Genomic DNA, 19,920 nt, shown 5'->3' on the forward strand with positions numbered 1-19,920 from the left:
GTTTTGCAAGGCGATTTTTTAATAAATCCGAAATTATACTTCAATTTTCAAAAAAAATGATTGAGTTTTTAAAAAAAATCATAATTTTAGACCTTGAAAAATTTGATCATGAAGAAATTAGCTTTACTATTTGCATGTTTATCATTATTTATAGCGACAGGTTGTAACAACGATGACGAAGAAACTCCAATGGAGTACCCGCTTAACGGAGTTTGGCAACCTATTAAAAAAGTAGTCACCACCGTTGCCACAGGACAGGCTCCGGTTTCTGACGGTATTTCTTTTGACTCCGAATGTCAGAAAACATCACGATGGACTTTTGAAAATGGAGTAGGAAAAAGAAAAGAATTCGGAGACAGTGCAACTCCGGGAACGTGCAATATAACCTTTGACAGAAATTTTACATATACGTATGATAAAGACAGCAAAGCCATCCAGATAAAATATCAGGGGATTGTTATGGCTGATCAGGGTAAAATTGTGACGCTCAGCGATACTACTCTCAATCTGATGATTGAAGATAAAACAGATCCTACTAAATTTCGTTCTGAGACTTACACATTCAAAAGAATTGTTACACCATAATTTAATTATTATGTAAAATATAAATCTCGTCTTTGGACGGGATTTTTTTTGACCCATGGTGAATGTAACTTGAATAGTTCTTTTAAAATCATTATTTTTGTGAATCTTGATGTAGCATTAAAGTCTACATCAAATCTAACCTCTAATATCATAATAAAGTGTTTTACGATCATCAGCAGATAGAAAAAAAGTGGCAGAAATACTGGGAAGAAAACCAGACGTATAAAACTTCTGATAACACAGACAAACCCAAATTTTATGTTCTCGATATGTTTCCGTATCCATCGGGAGCGGGTCTTCACGTAGGCCATCCACTGGGATATATCGCATCGGATATTTATGCAAGATATAAAAGGCATCAGGGTTTTAATGTACTTCATCCGGTTGGGTACGACAGTTTCGGGCTTCCTGCTGAGCAATATGCCATTCAGACAGGGCAGCATCCTGCAGTGACCACAGAACAGAATATTACCCGATACGAAGAGCAGCTAAGAAAAATAGGTTTTTCGTTTGACTGGAGCAGGGAAGTAAGAACTTCTGATCCGTCGTATTATAAATGGACACAATGGATTTTCATTGAATTATTCCACTCCTGGTATAATAAAAATACAGACCAAGCAGAATCTATCAAAACATTGATTCAACACTTTGAAGAAAAAGGAACCGAAGATTTACATGCCAATCAAAATGATGAATTAAATTTCACGGCAGAAGAATGGAAAAACGCTTCTGACATTGATAAAGAAGATATTTTATTAAATTACCGTTTAGCATACAGAGCAGAAACTACGGTCAATTGGTGTCCAGCTTTAGGAACGGTTTTAGCAAACGACGAAGTAAAAGACGGAAAATCCGAAAGAGGAGGCTTTCCTGTTTATCAGAAAAAAATGATGCAGTGGAGCATGAGAATCTCTGCTTATTCTGAAAGATTATTACAAGGTCTTAAAACGTTAGACTGGCCGCAACCTTTGAAAGATTCACAGGAATACTGGATCGGAAAATCGCAAGGAGCACAGGTGAGATTCAATATAGATGGCTATGACGAAACCGTTGAGGTTTTCACCACGAGACCCGATACTATTTTTGGAGCAACCTTTATGGTTTTAGCTCCGGAAAACCCTTTGGTGGAAAAAATAACCACTCTGAAACAAAAAGCTGAAGTGGAAAATTATATTGAAGAAACGTCCAAAAAAACCGAAAGAGACCGAATGTCTGATGTAAAGAATGTTTCAGGTGCTTTCACAGGAAGTTATGCAATCAATCCTTTCAGTCATGAAAAGATGCCGATCTATATTTCAGATTATGTGTTGATGGGTTACGGGACAGGAGCGGTAATGGCTGTTCCGGCGCATGATGAGCGTGACCACAGGTTTGCAAAGAAATTTAATCTTGAAATTAAGAAAGTAGTTGAAACTGAAGAAGACGTTCAGGAAAAATCTTTTGATTCTAAAGATTCCGTATGCGTCAATTCAGATTTTTTAAACGGTTTGAATTACAATGAAGCCAAAGCATTAATCATTACAGCCATCGAAAAAAGAGCTATTGGTCACGGCACGACAAATTACAGACAGCGTGATGCGATTTTCTCAAGACAGCGGTATTGGGGAGAGCCGGTTCCTATCTATTATAAAGATGGAATGCCTTATACATTACCAACTTCTGCGTTGCCTTTGGAACTTCCAGAAGTTGAAAAATATTTACCGACGGAAGATGGAGATCCGCCATTAGGAAATGCAAAAACATTTGCCTGGGATGAAGCGAACCAAAAAGTGGTGGCGACAGATTTAATAGATGATCAGACGGTTTTCCCGTTAGAATTATCTACCATGCCGGGTTGGGCGGGAAGTTCATGGTATTTCCTACGATACATGGACCCAAATGACGATGAGGTTTTTGTGAATAAAGAACTTGCAGATTATTGGGGACAGGTAGATTTATATATTGGAGGAAGCGAGCATGCGACTGGACATCTATTGTATTCCCGTTTCTGGAATATGTTTTTAAAAGACAGAGGATATATCAATCATGATGAGCCTTTCCAGAAACTCATCAATCAGGGAATGATTTTGGGGATGAGTGCGTTAATTCATCGAGTTGATGGTACTAATACAATTGTGTCTAAAAGTCTTGCAAATGGATACAAAACTCAAAGGATTCCTGTTGACATTTCGATGCTAATTGGAACTACAGATGAAATTGATATTGAAAAGCTTAGAATTTGGCGACCTGAGTTCAATAGTGCAGAATTTATACTTGAAGACGGTAAGTTAATAACAGAGAGAGAGGTCGACAAAATGTCTAAAAGGACATACAACGTAGTCAATCCAGATGATATTTGCCAAGAATACGGAGCAGACGGGTTAAGATTGTATGAAATGTTCTTAGGTCCGTTAGAACAATCCAAGCCTTGGAATACACAAGGATTAAGCGGAGTCTACGGTTTCCTGAAAAAATTCTGGAATTTATATTTCAATGAAGATACATTTGAGGTTTCTGAAGAAGAACCTACAAAGGCAGAGTATAAAGTATTGCATACCTTAATAAAAAAGGTGGTATACGATATCGAAAACTTTTCTTTCAATACATCCGTATCGTCATTTATGATCGCTGTTAATGAGTTGCAGAAATTAAAATGCAACAAACGCAATATTTTACAACCTTTAGCCGTTATAATTTCCCCGTATGCGCCGCACATCTGCGAAGAGGTATGGAATTTGCTTGGTCATACACAATCGATCGAATTTGAAAAATTCCCGGAATTGGATGAAAGTTATCTGGTAGAAGATGAGATACAATATCCGGTAAGCTTTAACGGGAAAATGAAATTTAAAATGGCCCTTTCAGCGGCATTGTCTACACAAGAAGTTGAAGAATTAGTGTTGAATAACGAAAAAACACAACAGATTTTAGAAGGAAAATTACCTAAAAAAGTTATTGTTGTACATCACAAAATTGTGAACGTAGTAATTTAAAAAAAAATTAACATTGGTAAATTATAAATTTTAAGGCATTAAATTTTTTGATTTTTTAACGTAATGTCTGAAATTAACAATAATTAATAAATATTTAGAGAATAATTACAATATCGAAATCGTATCAAAGTTTCTTTATCAAAAAAAGGCGAAATGTTTATTTAAGACTATTGCATTTTAATTTATTTTGCCTTTATTTTACAACTTTAAAATTTTAAAACAATATAATTTAGTTAAATATGGAAATGAATGTTTCAAAAAATGAGGAGCAAGTAATTGCTAAAAAAGCAGGAGGTTTAAACCCGGCTGTAATTATTCCTATTCTATTGGTTATAGGGATTTGTATTTATTTATTCGTTCTTGGGAACCCAGGAAACTTCAAAGATGCAGACAAACTGGGAAGTGGTTCTGTTGCTTTTTCAAGTGTTGAAGGAAAAGACATTCATCCAGAGTCGTTTTTGGGTATTATCTACAAAGGAGGAGTTATTGTACCGGTATTGATTACATTTATGATCACGGTTATCGTTTTCTCTATTGAAAGATATTTCGTGCTTGGTAGAGCAGCAGGAAAGGGAAATTTAGACAACTTCGTAGTAAAGGTGAGAAGTCTTTTGAACCAAAACAGAATAGACGAAGCGTTAGAAGAGTGCGACAGACAGGAAGGTTCTGTTGGTAATGTTGTAAAAGAAGGTCTTACAACGTACAAAGCTCTATCAAATGATACGACTCTAAATAAAGAGCAGAAAATGGTAGCTCTTAATAAGGCTATTGAGGAAGCTACAACGCTTGAAATGCCAATGTTAGAGAAAAACATGATGATTCTTTCTACTTTAGGTACGGTTGCAACATTAATTGCACTATTAGGAACAGTAATCGGGATGATTAAAGCATTCTTCGCATTAGGTTCTGGTGGTGGTACTCCGGATGCAGCAGCACTTTCTACAGGTATCTCTGAAGCTTTGATCAACACAGCTTTAGGTATTGGTACTTCTGCTATTGCAATCATGCTTTACAACTTCTTTACATCAAAAATTGACGGGTTAACTTATAAGATCGATGAGATCGCAATGAGCATCCAGCAGTCTTTTGCAGAATTCAACTAAGAATTCCGCAAGAGTTTTGCATTGTAAATAGAAGTTTAATCAAAAATTATAAAAATAATGGCGAGAGTCAAACCAAAAAGACATGGAGTAGTGACGGATATGACGGCAATGTGTGACGTTGCATTCCTGCTGCTTACATTCTTTATATTGACCACTCAGTTTAAAAAACCTGACGTGGAGCAGATCAAGCCGCCATCTTCAATCTCAGAAAAATTACTTCCTGATGCCAGTTTAATGACTATTAATGCAACACCAGACGGAAAGTTTTACTTTCAGCCGGTAGATAATGCATCAGAAAGATTACAGCTTTTAGAGAAAATGGGGCAAAAGTATGGGGTTGCTTTTGACAATAAGCAAAAAGCCGCATTCCAGAGAGTTCAGGCAATTGGAGTTCCTATGAACCAGTTGAAAGGATATTTGGATTTGCCTGAAGATGAGCAGAAAAGTTTTAAAAGTCCTACAGGGATTCCTATGGACAGTACAAATAAACAGTTGGTAGATTGGGTACAACAAAGTTTGAGCGTAAACAAAGATTACAAATTAGCAATCAAAGGAGACGTAACGACAAAGTATCCTAAAGTTAAAAGTTTATTTGAGGGTTTAAGAGATATTGATTTTCTTAAATTTTGGTTGATAACGTCACAAGAAGGTAAACCTAATGAATAATATCATTTAGAGAAATGGCAGAAGTACAAGTACAGGAAAAAGGCGCCAAAGGCGGCAAGGTACGTTCCAAGAAGCAGAGTACCAGAGTAGATATGACTCCGATGGTGGATTTAGGGTTTTTATTAATCACCTTCTTTATGTTTACAACCACATTCAGTAAACCGAATGTAATGGATTTGGGTCTTCCGGCAAAACCGAAAGAAAATACTCCAAAACCACCACCAACAGAAATTAAACTTTCTAATTCAATTTCTTTATTATTAGGAAAAGACAATAAAGTTTTCTGGCACCAGGAAGATAATACGTCCCTGAATGATCAGAATCTGAACGAAACTTCTTTTGATAGAGAAGGAATTAGAAAAATAATTGAGCAGGCAAAATCAAGAGCGGCAGATAGAACAAAATTTACTGTTATTATCAAGCCAACTGATGACGCTGTATATAAAAACTTCGTAGATATTCTTGACGAAATGGCCATTACCAAAAGTGAACAGTACGGTGTTACTGATGTTAAGCCTTGGGAAAAAGCGATTTATGATAGAAAAGTGGGCAATTCCGGAACTCCGGCTGCTGCTACAAAGTAATTTTAACCATTAAATTAACACTACGATGGCAGATGAACATGTGTACAGTCAAAATCTTAGTTTAGATGAGATTGTATTTGAAAATAGAAATAAGGAATATGGTGCATATGATATTAGAAGTCAATATCCGAGATTATTGACGAAATCTTTTATCATTGGTACATCATTATTCTTAGTGGCTGCTTTGTCCCCTTTTATCTATCTTACCATTAAAAATCTTAATGCTCCTGATAAAATAGAAGTAAAGTCTGATTTGGTCAACATTATTGAAGAAGATCCGATCATTGAAGAGCCTAAAGAAGAAGAACCACCTCCACCACCTCCGAAAGAAGAAGAAAAAATCGAGGTTATTCAGAACGTAGTTCCGGAACCGGTGAAAGCGCCGAAAATTGAGACTCCACCGCCACCAATTTCTAAGCAGTTAGAAACAACGACAGGTTTACAGAATCAGGAAGGGGTAAAAGCTCCCGCTTATACACCGCCACCGCCACCACCTTCTACTGGTACCAGAACTTCAACAGCTGAAGTTAAACCACAGGTGAGTGATACGCAAGTGTATAGCGAGGTTGAACAAACCGCTGAATTCCCTGGAGGAATCAATGCATTCAGAAATAAAGTATCAAGCAATTTTGATGGCTCATCTATGAATGGTGATGAAGGAACTGTAAAAGCTGAAATCACTTTCGTTGTAGAAAGGGACGGATCAATTACGGATGTTAAAGCAAACGGTAAAAATTCAGATTTTAACGCTGAAGCTGTTAGAACGATTAAGTCTATTAAAAATAAATGGACTCCTGCAAAAATCAATGGACAATCCGTTCGATACAGATTCAGATTGCCTTTAACAATGAATTTTGAAGGATAATTTATCTTTAAATTATAATCAAAAAAGAGAAGCAATCGCTTCTCTTTTTATTTTTTTTAATACTTTTGTTATATGATGTTCAATTGGTTATCCTTAGTAACAGGATTGTTTTATATCGCTTTGGGAATTGTAATTATAATTTACAAATTCTTTTTTATTATTCTTGAACCTACCGTAGCTTATCCTTTAGGTGCAGTGGTAATGCTGTATGGTATTTTTAGAATCTGGAGAGCAGTATCAAGAATTAAAAATACAGGAAATGATGAATAATTTTAAATTGCTGTTGATTCTTTTATTAGTAACAGTGATAAGCTGTTCGAAAAAAGAAGATAAATCTCCATCCTATTATAAAGGAAATCTCACTATTTTAACTGATGAATCATTCAAAAGTGTCACCGAAGCTTTGGCAGAAGGATACATGATCAATTATCCTGATACTAAGATTAAGGTAATCACTAAGAAAGAAGATTTAGGTTTTTTGGATCTTTTAAATGATAAAGCAAGAATTGCGGTAATGTCTAAAGACTTGTCTGCTGAAGAAATTAAAGCATATGAAGAGCAGGTAGATTTAAAATTTTTACCTGCAAAATTTGCTGCTGATGCCGTTATTTTTATCGTTCCTAAAAATTCAGCTAAAGTGAGCATTACTATGGATGAAATAAAACAAGGAATGCAGTCTGAAGACAAAAAATTCATTTTTGATGGGGGTAATTCCAGCAATCTGAATTTTGTAGCTCAAAAATTAAAAAAGCAGCCTAAAGATCTGAAATTTTCCATTATTCCAGGAAGTGTCAATGTCATTGAAGAATTAAATAAATATCCCGATAAAATAGGAGTAATCGGCCTGAATACTTTCAGCCGTCCCTACGACGAAACTTCTGAAAAGTTAAGAGAAATGGTAAAAATTTTGCCAATCGATGTCAATGGAAAATTATATACGCCAAATTCCGACGGGTTACGTGAAATGAAATACCCATTTACAAGAGTTCTTTATTTCTTAACAAATGAAGGTAATTTTAACATTGCAAACGGCTTTATAAGATATTCTTGTACGCAGCTGGGCCAGATGATTGTTGAGAAAGAAGGATTACAGCCTTATAACATATACAGAAGAGAAGTACAGATGCGTTAAAAAATATTAAAATACACTTCAGTCCAGGATAATTATATTATTTTGGTCTGAAAATTGTGATTTAGTAAATTCAATTTAGAAAATATAAAATGAAAGATATAATGAATGTAAAGAAAATTGCTTTAGGAGCAGCCGCTGTATTTTATGCAAATTTTGCGTTTGCACAAACATTGCAAGATGGCATCAATAGTGTTGACAGTGATAAATATGCGCAGGCAAAAACAAACTTCACACAAATGATTGCCAAAGAGCCTAAAGCTGAAAACTATTTCTATTTAGGAAATACATTTTTAAAACAAGCTGAGCCGGATTTTGCCAGTGCAACAGAAAATTTTAATAAAGGACTGGCTGCAGACAGCAAAAGTAATTTAAATAAATTAGGTTTAGCGACTGTTAAACTAGGTAAAGGAGATAAAAATGCCATTGCTGAGATTCAGAGAATTGTTACCGATTCAAAAGAAAAAGATGCCGAAGTATTATTCAGAGCAGCTGAAGCTTTAACATTATTCGAAAAAAATAATTCGCCGGATCTTGCCATTCAGTTTTTGAATAAAGCTATTGAAAGAGCGCAGAAAAAAGAAGTTCCTGCACATTATTATTATACATTGGGGGATGCATACAGGCTGAAAAAAGTTCCTGGGGATGCAATGTCTGCATATGATAAAGCATTGCCTCTCGCAAAAAATAAAGCCTCTGTATACACCCGAATAGGTACGTTGTGGATGGCTGCGCAGCAATGGCAGCAGGCAAAAACAAGTATTGACAAAGCAATTGCGACAGACCCTTCTTACGCTCCTGCTTACAAGGCTTTAGCAGCTTATGATATACGATATCAGCAAAACGCAAAAGCAACTCAGGATTTGATCAATTATACGAAATATGCTGATGAAGATCCTTATACGCAGTTAGAGATTGCTAAGCTTTATTTTACCAATGAAGATTATGCAAACTCGAAAGCAATTTTGGATAAAATATTTGATAAGATTCAAGATCCTATCAAGTTCAAACTAAGAGCATATCAATTGTACGCAGATGGGAAATATACTGAGGCGAAACAAAATATGGATTCCTTTACTTCTCAGGCCGAAAAATCGAGAGTACAGCCTGCAGATCAGGGATTACAAGGTTTAATTGCTGCAGGATTAGCCAAAGATGAAAAAGACGCTGCAAAAAAGTCTGCTTTGATGGCAGAAGCTCAGCAAAAAGTAGCTATTGCGAAAGGAGCAAAAGATGAAACCATGAAATGGGATATGGAACTTGCTAAAATCGCAGGTGGAGGAGCTGCGTCACAATCTTCCGCAGATTCCGGACCTACCAGTCCAACAATTGAAGCTTTGAAAAAGCAGGTTGCAGCAAATGCTCAGGATACCGATGCATTGTATAAACTGGCAACAGCATATCAAGATGTTAAAAATTGGAACGGAGCTATTGTTACATGGCAAAAAATGAGCACATTGTTACCGGATTGGGCACCTGCATATTATAGTTTAGGGTATGCTTATCAACAAGCAACAAATAATGATGCTGCTAAGATTGCTTATGAAAAATATATCACCACTGTAAAACCTGCAGAAGTTGAAGCGAATAAGCAGACTTTAGCATATGCTTATTTTGCCGTTGCTTATTTGTCAAAAGATTCAGACTTGGCAAAATCAAAAGATTACGTAGCGAAATCATTACAGCTGGATCCTTCTTATCAGGATGCTGTAAAACTAAATACGGAAATTAATAAATAATATTTCCACAATAAACACTAACTTCCCATTCATACTGTTTGGGAAGTTTTCATTTTTATTTATATTTGAAAATATGAAAACAGATATACTTGCTTTTGGAGCTCATCCTGATGACATTGAATTAGGGTGCGGCGGTACAATTGCCAAACTAGTTGCAGAAGGCAAAAAATGCGTAATAATTGACCTTACAAAAGGTGAATTGGGAACACGTGGATCTGATGAGATCAGACATCAGGAAGCAACCGAGTCTGCAAGAATATTAGGTGTTTCTGCAAGAGAAAATCTTGGTATGAAAGATGGGTTTTTGATAAACTCTGAAGAATATCAGATGCAGATTGTTACAATGATTCGTAAATATCGTCCGGAAATTGTTTTAGCCAATGCCATTGATGACAGACATCCGGATCATGCCAAAGCAGCGAAATTAGTTTCTGATGCATGCTTTTTAGCAGGATTAAGAAAAATTAAAACAGTGAATGAAGGAAAAGAACAGGAAGTATGGCGGCCTAAACAAATTTTCCATTATATCCAATGGAAGCACATTCAGCCGGAATTTGTTATCGATATCTCAGAATATCTTGAAAAGAAATTGGAAGCTTGTATGGCTTTTAAATCACAGTTTTATGACCCGTCATCCAATGAACCGGTAACTCCTATTGCCACGAAAGATTTCTATGAAAGCCTGACGTACAGAGCTCAGGATTTAGGAAGATTGTCCGGCGTTGCTTATGCAGAAGGCTTTACATCTGAAAAATTAATCGCGCTGAAAAATTTTGAAGGAATTGTTTTGTAACTGAAATAAAATTTCTATATTTGCACCCACGAAACGGTGATTGTAGCTCAGTTGGTTAGAGCGCCGGATTGTGGTTCCGGAGGTCGGGGGTTCGAGACCCCTCATTCACCCTAAAAACACATTTTCTTTTGAGAATGTGTTTTTTTCTTTTAGTAACTTATTCTAATACAACAACAGTATTGAGTTGTATTTGTTAAAATGATTGCATAAAAAAAGCATCCTTTTTCCTCAAGATGCTTGTGTTTTTACTTATGACTAAGGACTAAATTTCTTCGTCAGAATCTATTGTGTATGTTCTGCTTTTAAAATCTTTATCATGCTTTTCAGATATTACATCCTCACCCTTTTCATTGATAATGAAATCTGTAGAGTCATTAAACATCTCCTGGAAACTCTTAAAATCTTCTTTGTAAAGATAAATTTTATGCTTCTCGAATGTAGCTTCTCCATTCTCCCCGAAATTCTTCTTACTTTCGGTAATCGTAAGATAATAATCTCCCGCTTTCGTCTCGCGCACATCAAAGAAATAAGTTCTTCTTCCTGCTTTTAACACCTTCGTAAAAATTTCATTTTCGTGGCGTTCCTTGTAATCACTCATTATTAGATATTTTTTAATCTTGTAAGAACAAATATAAAATTTTTCTTTTAATCACAAAATTTTTTTTATGATTTATTTAACAATTCCAAACAAATGTACTATGCCGTTACAGAATTGGTAATTTCGGTCAGGTTAATGATTTTATCTGCTTTCTGAGCGCTCGACTCCCGGTGAGTGATAATAATGGAAGAAGCATTTTTGATGTTCTTTTCAATATTTTCCAAGATGTTATGCTCAGTTTCGGTATCTAATGCAGAAAGAGAATCGTCAAAAATGATAATATTTGGCTTTTTAATTAAGGCTCTCGCGATGCATATCCTTTGTTTCTGGCCTCCGGAAAGCATTACACCGCGTTCTCCCACCATTGTATTGTACTGTTCTCTAAATTCGATAATGTTTTTATCGACATCGGCAATTTTAGCAAATTCTACCACTTTTTCATGGGAGGGATGATCGATGGCAAACCCGATATTGTTTTCAATAGAATCTGAAAAAAGATAGCTTTCCTGTGGGATATATCCTATAAAGTTTCTGTAGTTTTCTAAATTGTGTTCTTTGAGATTTTTTCCATCGATTAAAATTTCTCCTTCTGTAGGGTCAATCAATCTGCATAATAGCAATGCAACAGTCGATTTTCCGCTTCCTGTTTTTCCCATTATTGCTAAAGATTCTCCTGCATTGATTTTAAAGCTTAAGTTTTCCAACGCTTTGATTCCTGTATTTGGATAAACATACGATACGTTTTTGAACTCAATATCTCCTTTAATCGGATAATTTTCAAAATTAGTATTGACTATTTCAGATTTTTTATCTAAAAATTCATTGATTCTCTGCATCGACGCTTCCGCACGCTGATTTACAGAAGTTACCCAGCCTACCATAGAAAACGGAAAAATCAGGGTATTGATGTACATAAAAAAGTCGGCGATTTTACCGATGCTTAATTCGCCATCAATATATTTTTGTCCGCCAATGACGATAATTGTAACATTTAATAAACCTACCACAAACAGGATAATGGTAAAAAAATAGGCTTCCGTTTTTGCCAGGTCCAAAGCTTTATCCTGATAATCGGTTACTTTTACCCCGTAATTTTTTTTAATGTAGTTTTCCTTGGCAAAAAATTTCACCACTCTGATTCCTGAAAAACTGTCCTGCACAAATGTTGAAATCGCAGATTGGCTTTTCTGCATTATTTTCGACTTTTTGTTGATGATAGAACTTACCTTGTAAATGACAAAAGATAATATTGGCAACGGCAGTAAAGTCCAGAGTGTCATTGATGCATCGGTTTTCACCATATAAATACTGGTGATAATGACAAGCACCAATAGATTGACAACATACATCACACCGGGGCCCAGATACATTCTTACCGCTACAATATCTTCGCTTAAACGGTTCATCAAATCTCCAATCGTGGTTTTTTTATAATCTGTAAGGGATAATTCCTGGTAATGCCTGTAAATTTTATTTTTCAGTTCGTACTCAATTCTTCTGGAGGCTACTATAATGGTCTGTCTCATCATAAAGGTAAAAAAGCCGGTCAAAAGCGAGCAGCCTACAATGATACCAACATAAAAAAGTACTTGCTGATTAAAACCAAGATGGCCGCCTTTGGTAAGCTCGTCAACAGATTTCCCGACAAACTGTACTTTATAGGTATTAAAAAAATTACTGGCTATGATAAATAACAACCCCCAAAATAATAATATTTTGTGCTTCCAGAAGTAAGGGTTCAGAGTTTTTAAAGCTTTCATAAAGTTTTGCAAATTTACGAAAATAGCATCATACTAGGAATTCATTAAATTTTAAATTTTGTATCTTTGCGCCTATAAAAAGCTCTTTGAATGTTAGGAAGAAGACAAATCCGTGAAAAAGTAGTAGAAAATGTATATTCTTACTATCAAAATCCAATAAAATTTGACGTATTAGAGAAAAATATGTTCCATGGCATAGAAAAAATCTATAATCTCTATATTTATCAGCTTAACTTTTTGGTAGCTCTTAAAGATCTCGCAGAGCATCAGATGGAAATTGGTAAAAACAAGTACCTTAAAACCGCTTCCGAAATTGATCCGAATCAGAAATTCATCAACAATCAGATTTTAATTAAGCTTGATCAAAACCCTGAAAGACTGTATTTCACCGGACAGCATAAAGATCTTAAATGGGATCTGCACGATGATATGCTTGTAAAGACTTTCCAGAGAATGACAGCGGGAAAAAGATATCAGGATTTCATGAAAGAAGAAGAATATTCTTTTGAGGAAGATCAGAAATTTATCGGTAAATTATTTTTAAGGTATATTGCGGAAAATGACGATTTTCATGATTATATCAGCGACAGGGAACTCACCTGGTCCGATGATATTCATATCGCCAATTCAATGGTTCAGAAAACAATTGGATTTATGAAAGAAAATGAAGAAAGCAGAACGCTGATCAGGATGGTGAAAGATGATGAAGATAAAAACTTTGCCAGCAAATTATTAAGAGATACTTTGAATACCTGGGAAGCCAATGAGAAAAAGCTGAGCGAGAGACTTGAAAACTGGGACCTGGAAAGAATCGCATTGATGGATAAAGTAATTTTAACTACTGCCATTTCGGAACTTGACAATTTTCCTTTCACGCCTTCAAGAGTCATCATCAATGAGTATATCGAGATTGCAAAAGTTTTTGCAACAGACCGCTCAAATATCTTCATCAACGGAATTTTAGATAAATATTGTAAAGATCAAAATAGAATTTAATAAAATGAAAAAAACATTATCAATCATCGCTTTATCGGTTATAGGATTTGGTTTGGTTTCTTGTAAAAAAGAGCAAAACAAAGAAATGCAGAATAATTCAGAATCTGTGAGTTTAGATTCTACTAATGCACCGGTAACCTCTACCGATTCCAATTCTACTGCAGTATCTCCTGTAGCGGCGCCGGGAATGGAAGCAGCTCCTGTAAAATCTAACCAGCCTTTAACGACCATCGTATTGTCTCAAAGCAATTTTGATTTCGGAAAAGTTAAAAAAGGTGATAAAGTAGAACATGTGTATGATATTACCAATACAGGAAAAAATCCACTTGTAATTTCTGAAGTGAAACCGGGATGCGGATGTACCGTTCCTGACTTTACCAAAGAACCGATCTTACCGGGACAAAAAGGAAAAATCACTTTGCATTTTGATTCTTCAAACTTTGACGGAAATGTAAATAAATATGCGGATGTTTTTGCAAACGTAGAAAAAGCGCCGATCAAATTAACATTCACCGCTAATATTCAACCTTAATATGAGCGTACTGACAGTATTTTTGCAGGCAGCACAGCCTCAAGGCGGCGGTTCTATGATGATGATCATGATGGGAGTAATGGTGGTAGGGTTTTATTTTCTGATGATAAGACCGCAAATGAGAAAGCAAAAGCAGGAGAAAAAATTTCAGGATGACCTGAAAGTAGGAAGCAGGGTAGTACTTACTTCCGGTCTCCATGGAAGAATAGCTCAGATTCATGATGACGGAATCATTATCGAAACCTTATCCGGAAAGCTGAAATTTGAAAAAGCTGCCATTTCAAGAGAATTCACAGATGCCCGTTTTGGCGAAAAAGCAGTGAAAACTGAAAAGGCAACTGATAAAAAAGAAATTGAAACTGAAAAGAAATAATTCGGTTTAATATATTGATTACGGCGCGGTGAGCTTTGCTCACCGCGCCGTAATCTTTTTAATCATTTTTATTAAATATCTTTGCTCAATGAATCAAAACACAGATAAAACCATTCTCATTTTGGGAGCCAATTCAGATGTGGCAAAGCAATGCATTTTACAATATGTGGCAAAAGGATTTTCCGTGATTGCGGCATCACGAAATACAAAATCATTAGAGCAGTTGATCCTTCGCAATAACCTGGATCCTTCAAAAATTCAGATTTTGTACTTTGATGCTGCAGATTTTGCTTCCCACCAGAAGTTTTACGAAGAATTACTCACAAAACCAAATACCGTTGTGTATGCTGCAGGTTTTTTAGTTGATAATGAAAAGGCTTTAAAAGATTTTAAAGGAACGCAACAAATGATGGTTACCAATTACATGGGTGCTGTTTCCATCCTAAATATCATTGCAATGGATGAAAGCAACAAAAATCTGGAAAGAATCATTGGTTTATCGTCACTTTCGGGAGTAAGAGGAAGAAAAAGCAACTTCGTATATGGTAGTACAAAAGCAGCCTTTACAACATATTTATCAGGTTTAAGACAGGAATTGGCTTTAAAAAAGATAACCATCAATGTTTTGATCAGCGGCTATATCAATACAAAAATCAATGCCGGATTAGACCTCAATAAAAGTCTCTTGATGGAACCCGATTATGTCGCAAAACATATCGTTGGCGCCGGAAATTCGTTTATCATTGTCCCAAATTTTAAATGGAAATTGATTTATTTAATTTTAAAAGTTTTACCGGAGAGTTTGGTAGCGAAATTACCTTAATTCTAACAGCTAATTTTTCTTTGCTGAGTGAAACGCCTTTGCGGGCTAAAAACAAATAGTTTATAAAAAAACTTTGTACTCTTTGCGTTAAAAGTTTATCCGTTCTCCTGCAGCAATTCAAGGGTTTTCATCATATCAATTCCTTTCCCTAACACAGGTTTAAATAAATCTCCTTTCTCTTTAATTCTTTCTAATGCATTGTGAATATTAAAATCTGTTGGTCTCATGCCTGGTTTTACTTCATTCCATTCCAAAGGCATTGAAACGGATGCCCCTTCTTTTGGCCGTATACTGTACACACTTGCCAAAGTCTGGCCGGTTCTGTTTTGTAAATAGTCCATATAAATTTTCTTATCGTCCCGTTTCTGCAAGCTTCGTTCTAAAGTGGTGATTTTCGGAAGTTTCTCATTAACCTGTTTCATCAGGATGTGGGCAAAATCTTTTACCTGATCAAAATCGTATTTTCCGCCCATCGGAATATAAATGTGAATACCTGTACTTCCTGAAGTTTTGCAATATCCCCTAATTTTAACAGATTCAAGAACTTCATTGACTTGTAAAGCGGTTTCAATCACATCATCAAAACTGTTTTTCTTTGAAGGATCCAGATCCAAAACCATAAAATCAGGATGATCCAGATCAGGTAAAGCACTGTTCCAAGGATTAAGGTCAATACAGCCCAGATTATTCAGATAAGCCAGAGTCGCTTTATCGTTACAGTAGATATAATCGATGTATTTATCATTGGATTCCGAATAAACCTGGGTCGTTTTGACCCAGTCCGGAATATTGTCACTCGCGTCTTTCTGATAAAAGCTTTGCTCTTCAATACCGTTTGGATAGCGGTTTAAAGAAAGCGGGCGGTTTTTCAAATGGGGCAGAATATATTCGGCAACAGACTGATAATATTCTATCACATCACCTTTGGTAATCCCATCTTTCGGAAAATAGATTTTATCCAGATTGGTGAACTTTACAGGATGTCGGTTGAGTGTAATTTCTTTTTCTTTGTCAGAAAGTTTTGGAGTTTTTTTAAGTGGTGCTGTATTTTTCATATCGTTGGTCTTTTTGGTATTATGATTGTCTACTTTGTTGGCTGAAATATCAGTTGAACCTGTGATTTCTTCAGGTTCCTTATCCTCACGGATGGCTACAAAAACAGGATGCCTGAAAATTCCGTCATCTGTAATTTCTGAAAATTTTATTTCGCATACCAATTCCGGTTTTGTCCATGTGACCGGCATATTGGTTTTTGGTCTTTTATCAAATGGCGTTGTTTTTATAACCATTTTCAGTAATCGTTGGTGAAGTTCCAGTAAAGATTGTTTATTAAAACCCGTACCAGTGTGTCCTGCGTAAATCAGTTTTCCGTCAATATATTTACCTAAAATAAGGGCGCCGAAACCTTCTCTGGAACCACGGGGTTCTGTAAATCCGCAGATAATGGCTTCTTCGGTATTGGTAAATTTTACTTTAAGCCAGTCATTAGTTCTATGGTTTTCAGTATAAGGGCTGTCTGCTTTTTTTGCAATCATTCCTTCAAGCTCCATCTTTTTCATCTGATTAAAAAAATCTATTCCCTTTTCAGCAATATGATCGCAGTATTTAATGACATCGGTCTCAGTCAGAGCTTCTTTCAAAAGCTCTTTTCTTTGGATCAAAGGCAACTCTTCGGTGGAATGGCCATTGAGCCAGAGAATATCAAAAACCTGATATACCAAGGCTAAATTCGGATTGTCACCGATTTGCTGAAGAAGCTGAAAACTGGGTTTTCCATGTTCATCATAGGCTACGATTTCACCGTCCAGAATCATTTTATGCTTCTGATTTTTAAAATCCCGTGAAACTTTTTCAAATTTTGAAAGGAAGGAGATTCCGTTTCGTGAATAAAATAAAGGGTCATCATTGCTTAAATCAGCAATTGCGCGATAACCATCCCATTTGATTTCAAATACCCAGTCTTCATCGTCAAAAGCCTGTTCGGTTAATTTGGCAAGCATAGGCCGGATAAAGTTTTCTAATTTTTTTTCATCCACTAGATCATTGAATCTCTGAAATCTAGGCCTGGTTTCCGAAGTTATGCTTTCTTTTTGCTGCTTTTTAGGCTTTTTTTTTCCTCTAGAAATTGGGTAACTTCAGATTTCTCTGAGGTATTTTCTTCCGCATTGTAGGGGCTTTCTGCAAAATCATCTTTATGTTTGATAAGCAGCCACGCATTGTTGTCTGTATTTTTCATTTTAACTAGAGCAAATTCACCTTTCAGCTTTTTTCCGTGTAAAATAAATTTCAGAGAACCGGCGTGTAATTCTTTCAGAAGTTCTTTTTCATCAGAAAGCGTACTGGTTTCATCTAAAGGTTCATAGGTTCCGCTGTCCCAGACCTCGACTTGTCCGGCGCCGTAGTTACCTTCAGGGATGTTTCCTTCAAAATCCTTATAATCATAAGGATGATCTTCTACCATCATGGCAAGACGTTTGTCTTTGGGATCTAATGAAGGCCCTTTCGGGACGGCCCAGCTTTTCAGAACGCCTTCCATTTCTAGTCTGAAATCATAATGAAGACGTGATGCAGCATGTCTCTGAACAACAAAAATAAGCTGGTCTTTACTTTTTTTTGTTTTCCCTTTTGGTTCGCTTGTTTCGTCAAACTTCCGTTTATCGTTATAATCTTTAAGAGCCATTATGATGCGTTTTTAGATTTCGGGCTTTGTAAACTTGCTTTCAGCTGTGCCATCAGATCAATAACTTTACCTTCTTTAGCGGGCTCAGCTTTTTTAGCTTTAATATTTTTTCCTCTTGCTTTTTGTTTAATGATCTTCATTAATTCTTCAGAATAAGTGTCTTTGTACATAGAGGGGTCAAACTCCTGAGAAAGCTGTTCAATAAGACTGACTGCCATTTTGAGCTCAGCGGGTTTCGGGGCTTTTTTCTCAGGAATTTTTAAATCTTTATAATCTCTGATTTCCTGCTCAAAACGGAGCCGGTTTAAAATCAAGACTTCATTATTATAAGGCCGGATCATTCCTATAGCTTGGCTTTCGCGGAGTACAAAAGTTCCTACTCCTACCATTTTGGTTTCCGATAAAGCTTTCAGTAAAAGTCGGTAAGCATTTTCGCCATTTTTCTGCGGTTCCAAAAAATAAGGATTTTCAAAATAGACACTGTCTACTTCAACTTCTTTTACAAACTGGTCTATAGAAAGTATTTTTGACTTTTCGGGGCTTGCTGCTTCATAATCTTCTTCATCCAGAATAATATAGCGATCCTCCATAAGGTAACCCTTAACAATGTTTTCCCATTTTACTTCTTTGCCTGTACTTTCATTCACTCTCTTGAATTTGATATTGGAAAAATCAGTCTTATCCAGCATATCCAAGTCTAATTTGCTGGTCTCTGTTGCAGAATAAATTTTAACAGGGATATTTACCAAACCAAAGCCAATGGCACCGTTCCAAATTGCTTTCATTGTCTTATATTTTGTAAGAAAGTACAATCATTGTGCCGTTGAAATGGAATGATGGGAATGTAAAATTCATATAGCGGAGTGATTATAAAGCATCCACTTATTATTTGTACTTTAGTCATCAATTAAATATCTATAATGAAAACTTTTTTTACTGTATTGTTTATCCTTGGAATAAACATTTTCTCATCTGCTCAAAAGGTAGAGTATAAAAATAATATCATCACTGTTGACGGACAAAAAATAGGGAAGGTAGAAGTGCAGAAGCAAAATCTGGGACTTACCAAAAACTTTAATCTGTATTCTATGGAGGGTGAAAAGCTGGTGATTGCTGTTCTGAGTACAGAGTTTGAGGGAGACAAAAATGACAATACAAGTATGTATTATCGCTTCACGTTTTTGCCAACCAATCAAGTGGGAATTTTTAAAATTTCAACTTTAGGAATGGAAAAAGGCTTTGTAAACCTTATCGGGAAAGGAGGTATCATAGATGGAAATTCTCTGAAAGCCGATAAAATTACAGAACTGATTGCTTCAAAAGGAGTGTCCCCAAGAACCGCCGTAAACTATACATTGGTATCGCGCAATAAAAGCTGGCCGATCGAATTGAAAGAATCAAAGGATGTTGAACAGGACGGACAAAAAATAGGCTTTTTTACCTCTACCGGAAATAGGGGTGGCCAGGATTCTTATGAGTATTTTATTCCAGAGGGTATTTTGGTCGCCAAAGTCAGTTTTGCGGGCGGGAACAACGCGCAGAATTTTGAATTGTTCACTGCCAAAGATAAAGTTCGAAAAATAGTTTCTATACCGCAGAAAGAGCAGGTGAAATTTCTTTCATCCGCAGTAGATCCTAATGCGCTTACGCTTAAAAGAATTACGGCATGGCTGGTGCAAAATGGATATTTGTAAGATTTTTATATCAAATTCAAGAAAGCGG

At 35.9% G+C, this 19,920-nt stretch carries 20 protein-coding genes and 1 tRNA gene; 16 read left to right on the top strand and 5 right to left on the bottom strand.

The features are described 5' to 3' along the window. Window positions 1-108: 108 nt before the first annotated feature. The 11 genes from N0B16_RS13285 (at window position 109) to N0B16_RS13335 (ending at window position 10,547) form a co-directional block, all read left to right on the top strand. Window positions 109-585: a lipocalin-like domain-containing protein gene (locus tag N0B16_RS13285; RefSeq protein WP_262991436.1), complete on the top strand. Its 477-nt coding sequence runs from the start codon at window positions 109-111 to the stop codon at window positions 583-585. A gap of 158 nt (window positions 586-743) precedes the next feature. Beyond that, entirely contained in the window at window positions 744-3,557 is a 2,814-nt protein-coding gene (gene leuS, locus N0B16_RS13290) for a leucine--tRNA ligase (protein WP_262991437.1), read from the top strand. A 239-nt stretch (window positions 3,558-3,796) separates the two neighbouring features. Then, on the top strand, window positions 3,797-4,660 hold the full coding sequence (locus N0B16_RS13295; RefSeq protein ID WP_262991438.1) for a MotA/TolQ/ExbB proton channel family protein: 864 nt from the start codon (window positions 3,797-3,799) through the stop codon (window positions 4,658-4,660). 57 nt (window positions 4,661-4,717) lie between these two features. Further along, window positions 4,718-5,326: an ExbD/TolR family protein gene (locus N0B16_RS13300; RefSeq protein WP_262991439.1), complete on the top strand. Its 609-nt coding sequence runs from the start codon at window positions 4,718-4,720 to the stop codon at window positions 5,324-5,326. Window positions 5,327-5,340: 14 nt separating this feature from the next. Beyond that, window positions 5,341-5,910 carry an ExbD/TolR family protein gene (locus N0B16_RS13305; RefSeq protein WP_262991440.1) on the top strand — a complete coding sequence of 190 codons (570 nt, stop codon included), beginning with the start codon at window positions 5,341-5,343 and terminating at the stop codon, window positions 5,908-5,910. Between the two features lie 25 nt (window positions 5,911-5,935). Then, complete coding sequence (locus N0B16_RS13310; RefSeq protein ID WP_262991441.1) at window positions 5,936-6,775, top strand: energy transducer TonB; 840 nt, start codon at window positions 5,936-5,938, stop codon at window positions 6,773-6,775. A gap of 72 nt (window positions 6,776-6,847) precedes the next feature. Beyond that, window positions 6,848-7,045 carry a C4-dicarboxylate ABC transporter gene (locus tag N0B16_RS13315; protein WP_262991442.1) on the top strand — a complete coding sequence of 66 codons (198 nt, stop codon included), beginning with the start codon at window positions 6,848-6,850 and terminating at the stop codon, window positions 7,043-7,045. Beyond that, window positions 7,035-7,907, top strand: a complete 873-nt coding sequence (locus N0B16_RS13320; RefSeq protein WP_262991443.1) for a PstS family phosphate ABC transporter substrate-binding protein — start codon at window positions 7,035-7,037, stop codon at window positions 7,905-7,907. Before N0B16_RS13315 ends, N0B16_RS13320 begins: the two co-directional genes overlap by 11 nt. 89 nt (window positions 7,908-7,996) lie before the next feature. Next, complete coding sequence (locus tag N0B16_RS13325; RefSeq protein WP_262991444.1) at window positions 7,997-9,643, top strand: tetratricopeptide repeat protein; 1,647 nt, start codon at window positions 7,997-7,999, stop codon at window positions 9,641-9,643. A 73-nt stretch (window positions 9,644-9,716) separates the two neighbouring features. Continuing rightward, window positions 9,717-10,436, top strand: a complete 720-nt coding sequence (gene bshB1 / locus N0B16_RS13330) for a bacillithiol biosynthesis deacetylase BshB1 (RefSeq protein WP_262991445.1) — start codon at window positions 9,717-9,719, stop codon at window positions 10,434-10,436. 35 nt (window positions 10,437-10,471) lie between these two features. After that, a tRNA-His gene (locus tag N0B16_RS13335) sits at window positions 10,472-10,547 on the top strand. 151 nt (window positions 10,548-10,698) lie between these two features. Here N0B16_RS13335 and N0B16_RS13340 read toward each other — a convergent pair. Both N0B16_RS13340 and N0B16_RS13345 read right to left on the bottom strand, forming a co-directional pair. Next, the gene (locus tag N0B16_RS13340) at window positions 10,699-11,034 is read right to left on the bottom strand and encodes a DUF3276 family protein (RefSeq protein ID WP_262991446.1); all 336 of its coding nucleotides are present in this window, start codon (window positions 11,032-11,034) and stop codon (window positions 10,699-10,701) included. Window positions 11,035-11,132: 98 nt separating this feature from the next. Beyond that, window positions 11,133-12,794: an ABC transporter ATP-binding protein gene (locus N0B16_RS13345; protein ID WP_262991447.1), complete on the bottom strand. Its 1,662-nt coding sequence runs from the start codon at window positions 12,792-12,794 to the stop codon at window positions 11,133-11,135. 90 nt (window positions 12,795-12,884) lie between these two features. On the opposite strand from N0B16_RS13345, the gene N0B16_RS13350 reads away from it, so the two are divergent. From N0B16_RS13350 to N0B16_RS13365, 4 genes are all read left to right on the top strand, one after another. Next, window positions 12,885-13,790, top strand: coding sequence for a transcription antitermination protein NusB (locus N0B16_RS13350; protein ID WP_262991448.1), 906 nt, complete (start codon window positions 12,885-12,887; stop codon window positions 13,788-13,790). Window positions 13,791-13,794: 4 nt separating this feature from the next. Beyond that, window positions 13,795-14,322, top strand: coding sequence for a DUF1573 domain-containing protein (locus N0B16_RS13355; RefSeq protein ID WP_262991449.1), 528 nt, complete (start codon window positions 13,795-13,797; stop codon window positions 14,320-14,322). A 1-nt stretch (window position 14,323) separates the two neighbouring features. After that, window positions 14,324-14,695, top strand: a complete 372-nt coding sequence (gene yajC / locus N0B16_RS13360; RefSeq protein ID WP_262991450.1) for a preprotein translocase subunit YajC — start codon at window positions 14,324-14,326, stop codon at window positions 14,693-14,695. 88 nt (window positions 14,696-14,783) lie between these two features. Further along, window positions 14,784-15,518, top strand: coding sequence for an SDR family NAD(P)-dependent oxidoreductase (locus N0B16_RS13365; protein ID WP_262991451.1), 735 nt, complete (start codon window positions 14,784-14,786; stop codon window positions 15,516-15,518). 95 nt (window positions 15,519-15,613) lie between these two features. Here the strand turns inward: N0B16_RS13365 and ligD are convergent, their stop codons facing one another. The 3 genes from ligD to ku all read right to left on the bottom strand — a co-directional run bounded on the left by ligD (window position 15,614) and on the right by ku (window position 18,983). Further along, window positions 15,614-17,518: a DNA ligase D gene (ligD, locus tag N0B16_RS13370; RefSeq protein ID WP_262991452.1), complete on the bottom strand. Its 1,905-nt coding sequence runs from the start codon at window positions 17,516-17,518 to the stop codon at window positions 15,614-15,616. Between the two features lie 77 nt (window positions 17,519-17,595). After that, window positions 17,596-18,198, bottom strand: coding sequence for a DNA polymerase ligase N-terminal domain-containing protein (locus N0B16_RS13375; protein ID WP_262991453.1), 603 nt, complete (start codon window positions 18,196-18,198; stop codon window positions 17,596-17,598). After that, on the bottom strand, window positions 18,198-18,983 hold the full coding sequence (gene ku / locus N0B16_RS13380) for a non-homologous end joining protein Ku (RefSeq protein WP_262991454.1): 786 nt from the start codon (window positions 18,981-18,983) through the stop codon (window positions 18,198-18,200). Before ku ends, N0B16_RS13375 begins: the two co-directional genes overlap by 1 nt. A 135-nt stretch (window positions 18,984-19,118) precedes the next feature. On the opposite strand from ku, the gene N0B16_RS13385 reads away from it, so the two are divergent. Further along, window positions 19,119-19,892 carry a hypothetical protein gene (locus N0B16_RS13385; RefSeq protein WP_262991455.1) on the top strand — a complete coding sequence of 258 codons (774 nt, stop codon included), beginning with the start codon at window positions 19,119-19,121 and terminating at the stop codon, window positions 19,890-19,892. Window positions 19,893-19,920 lie beyond the last annotated feature (28 nt).

This window comes from Chryseobacterium gilvum (assembly GCF_025628965.1).
Taxonomy (GTDB): domain Bacteria; phylum Bacteroidota; class Bacteroidia; order Flavobacteriales; family Weeksellaceae; genus Chryseobacterium; species Chryseobacterium gilvum.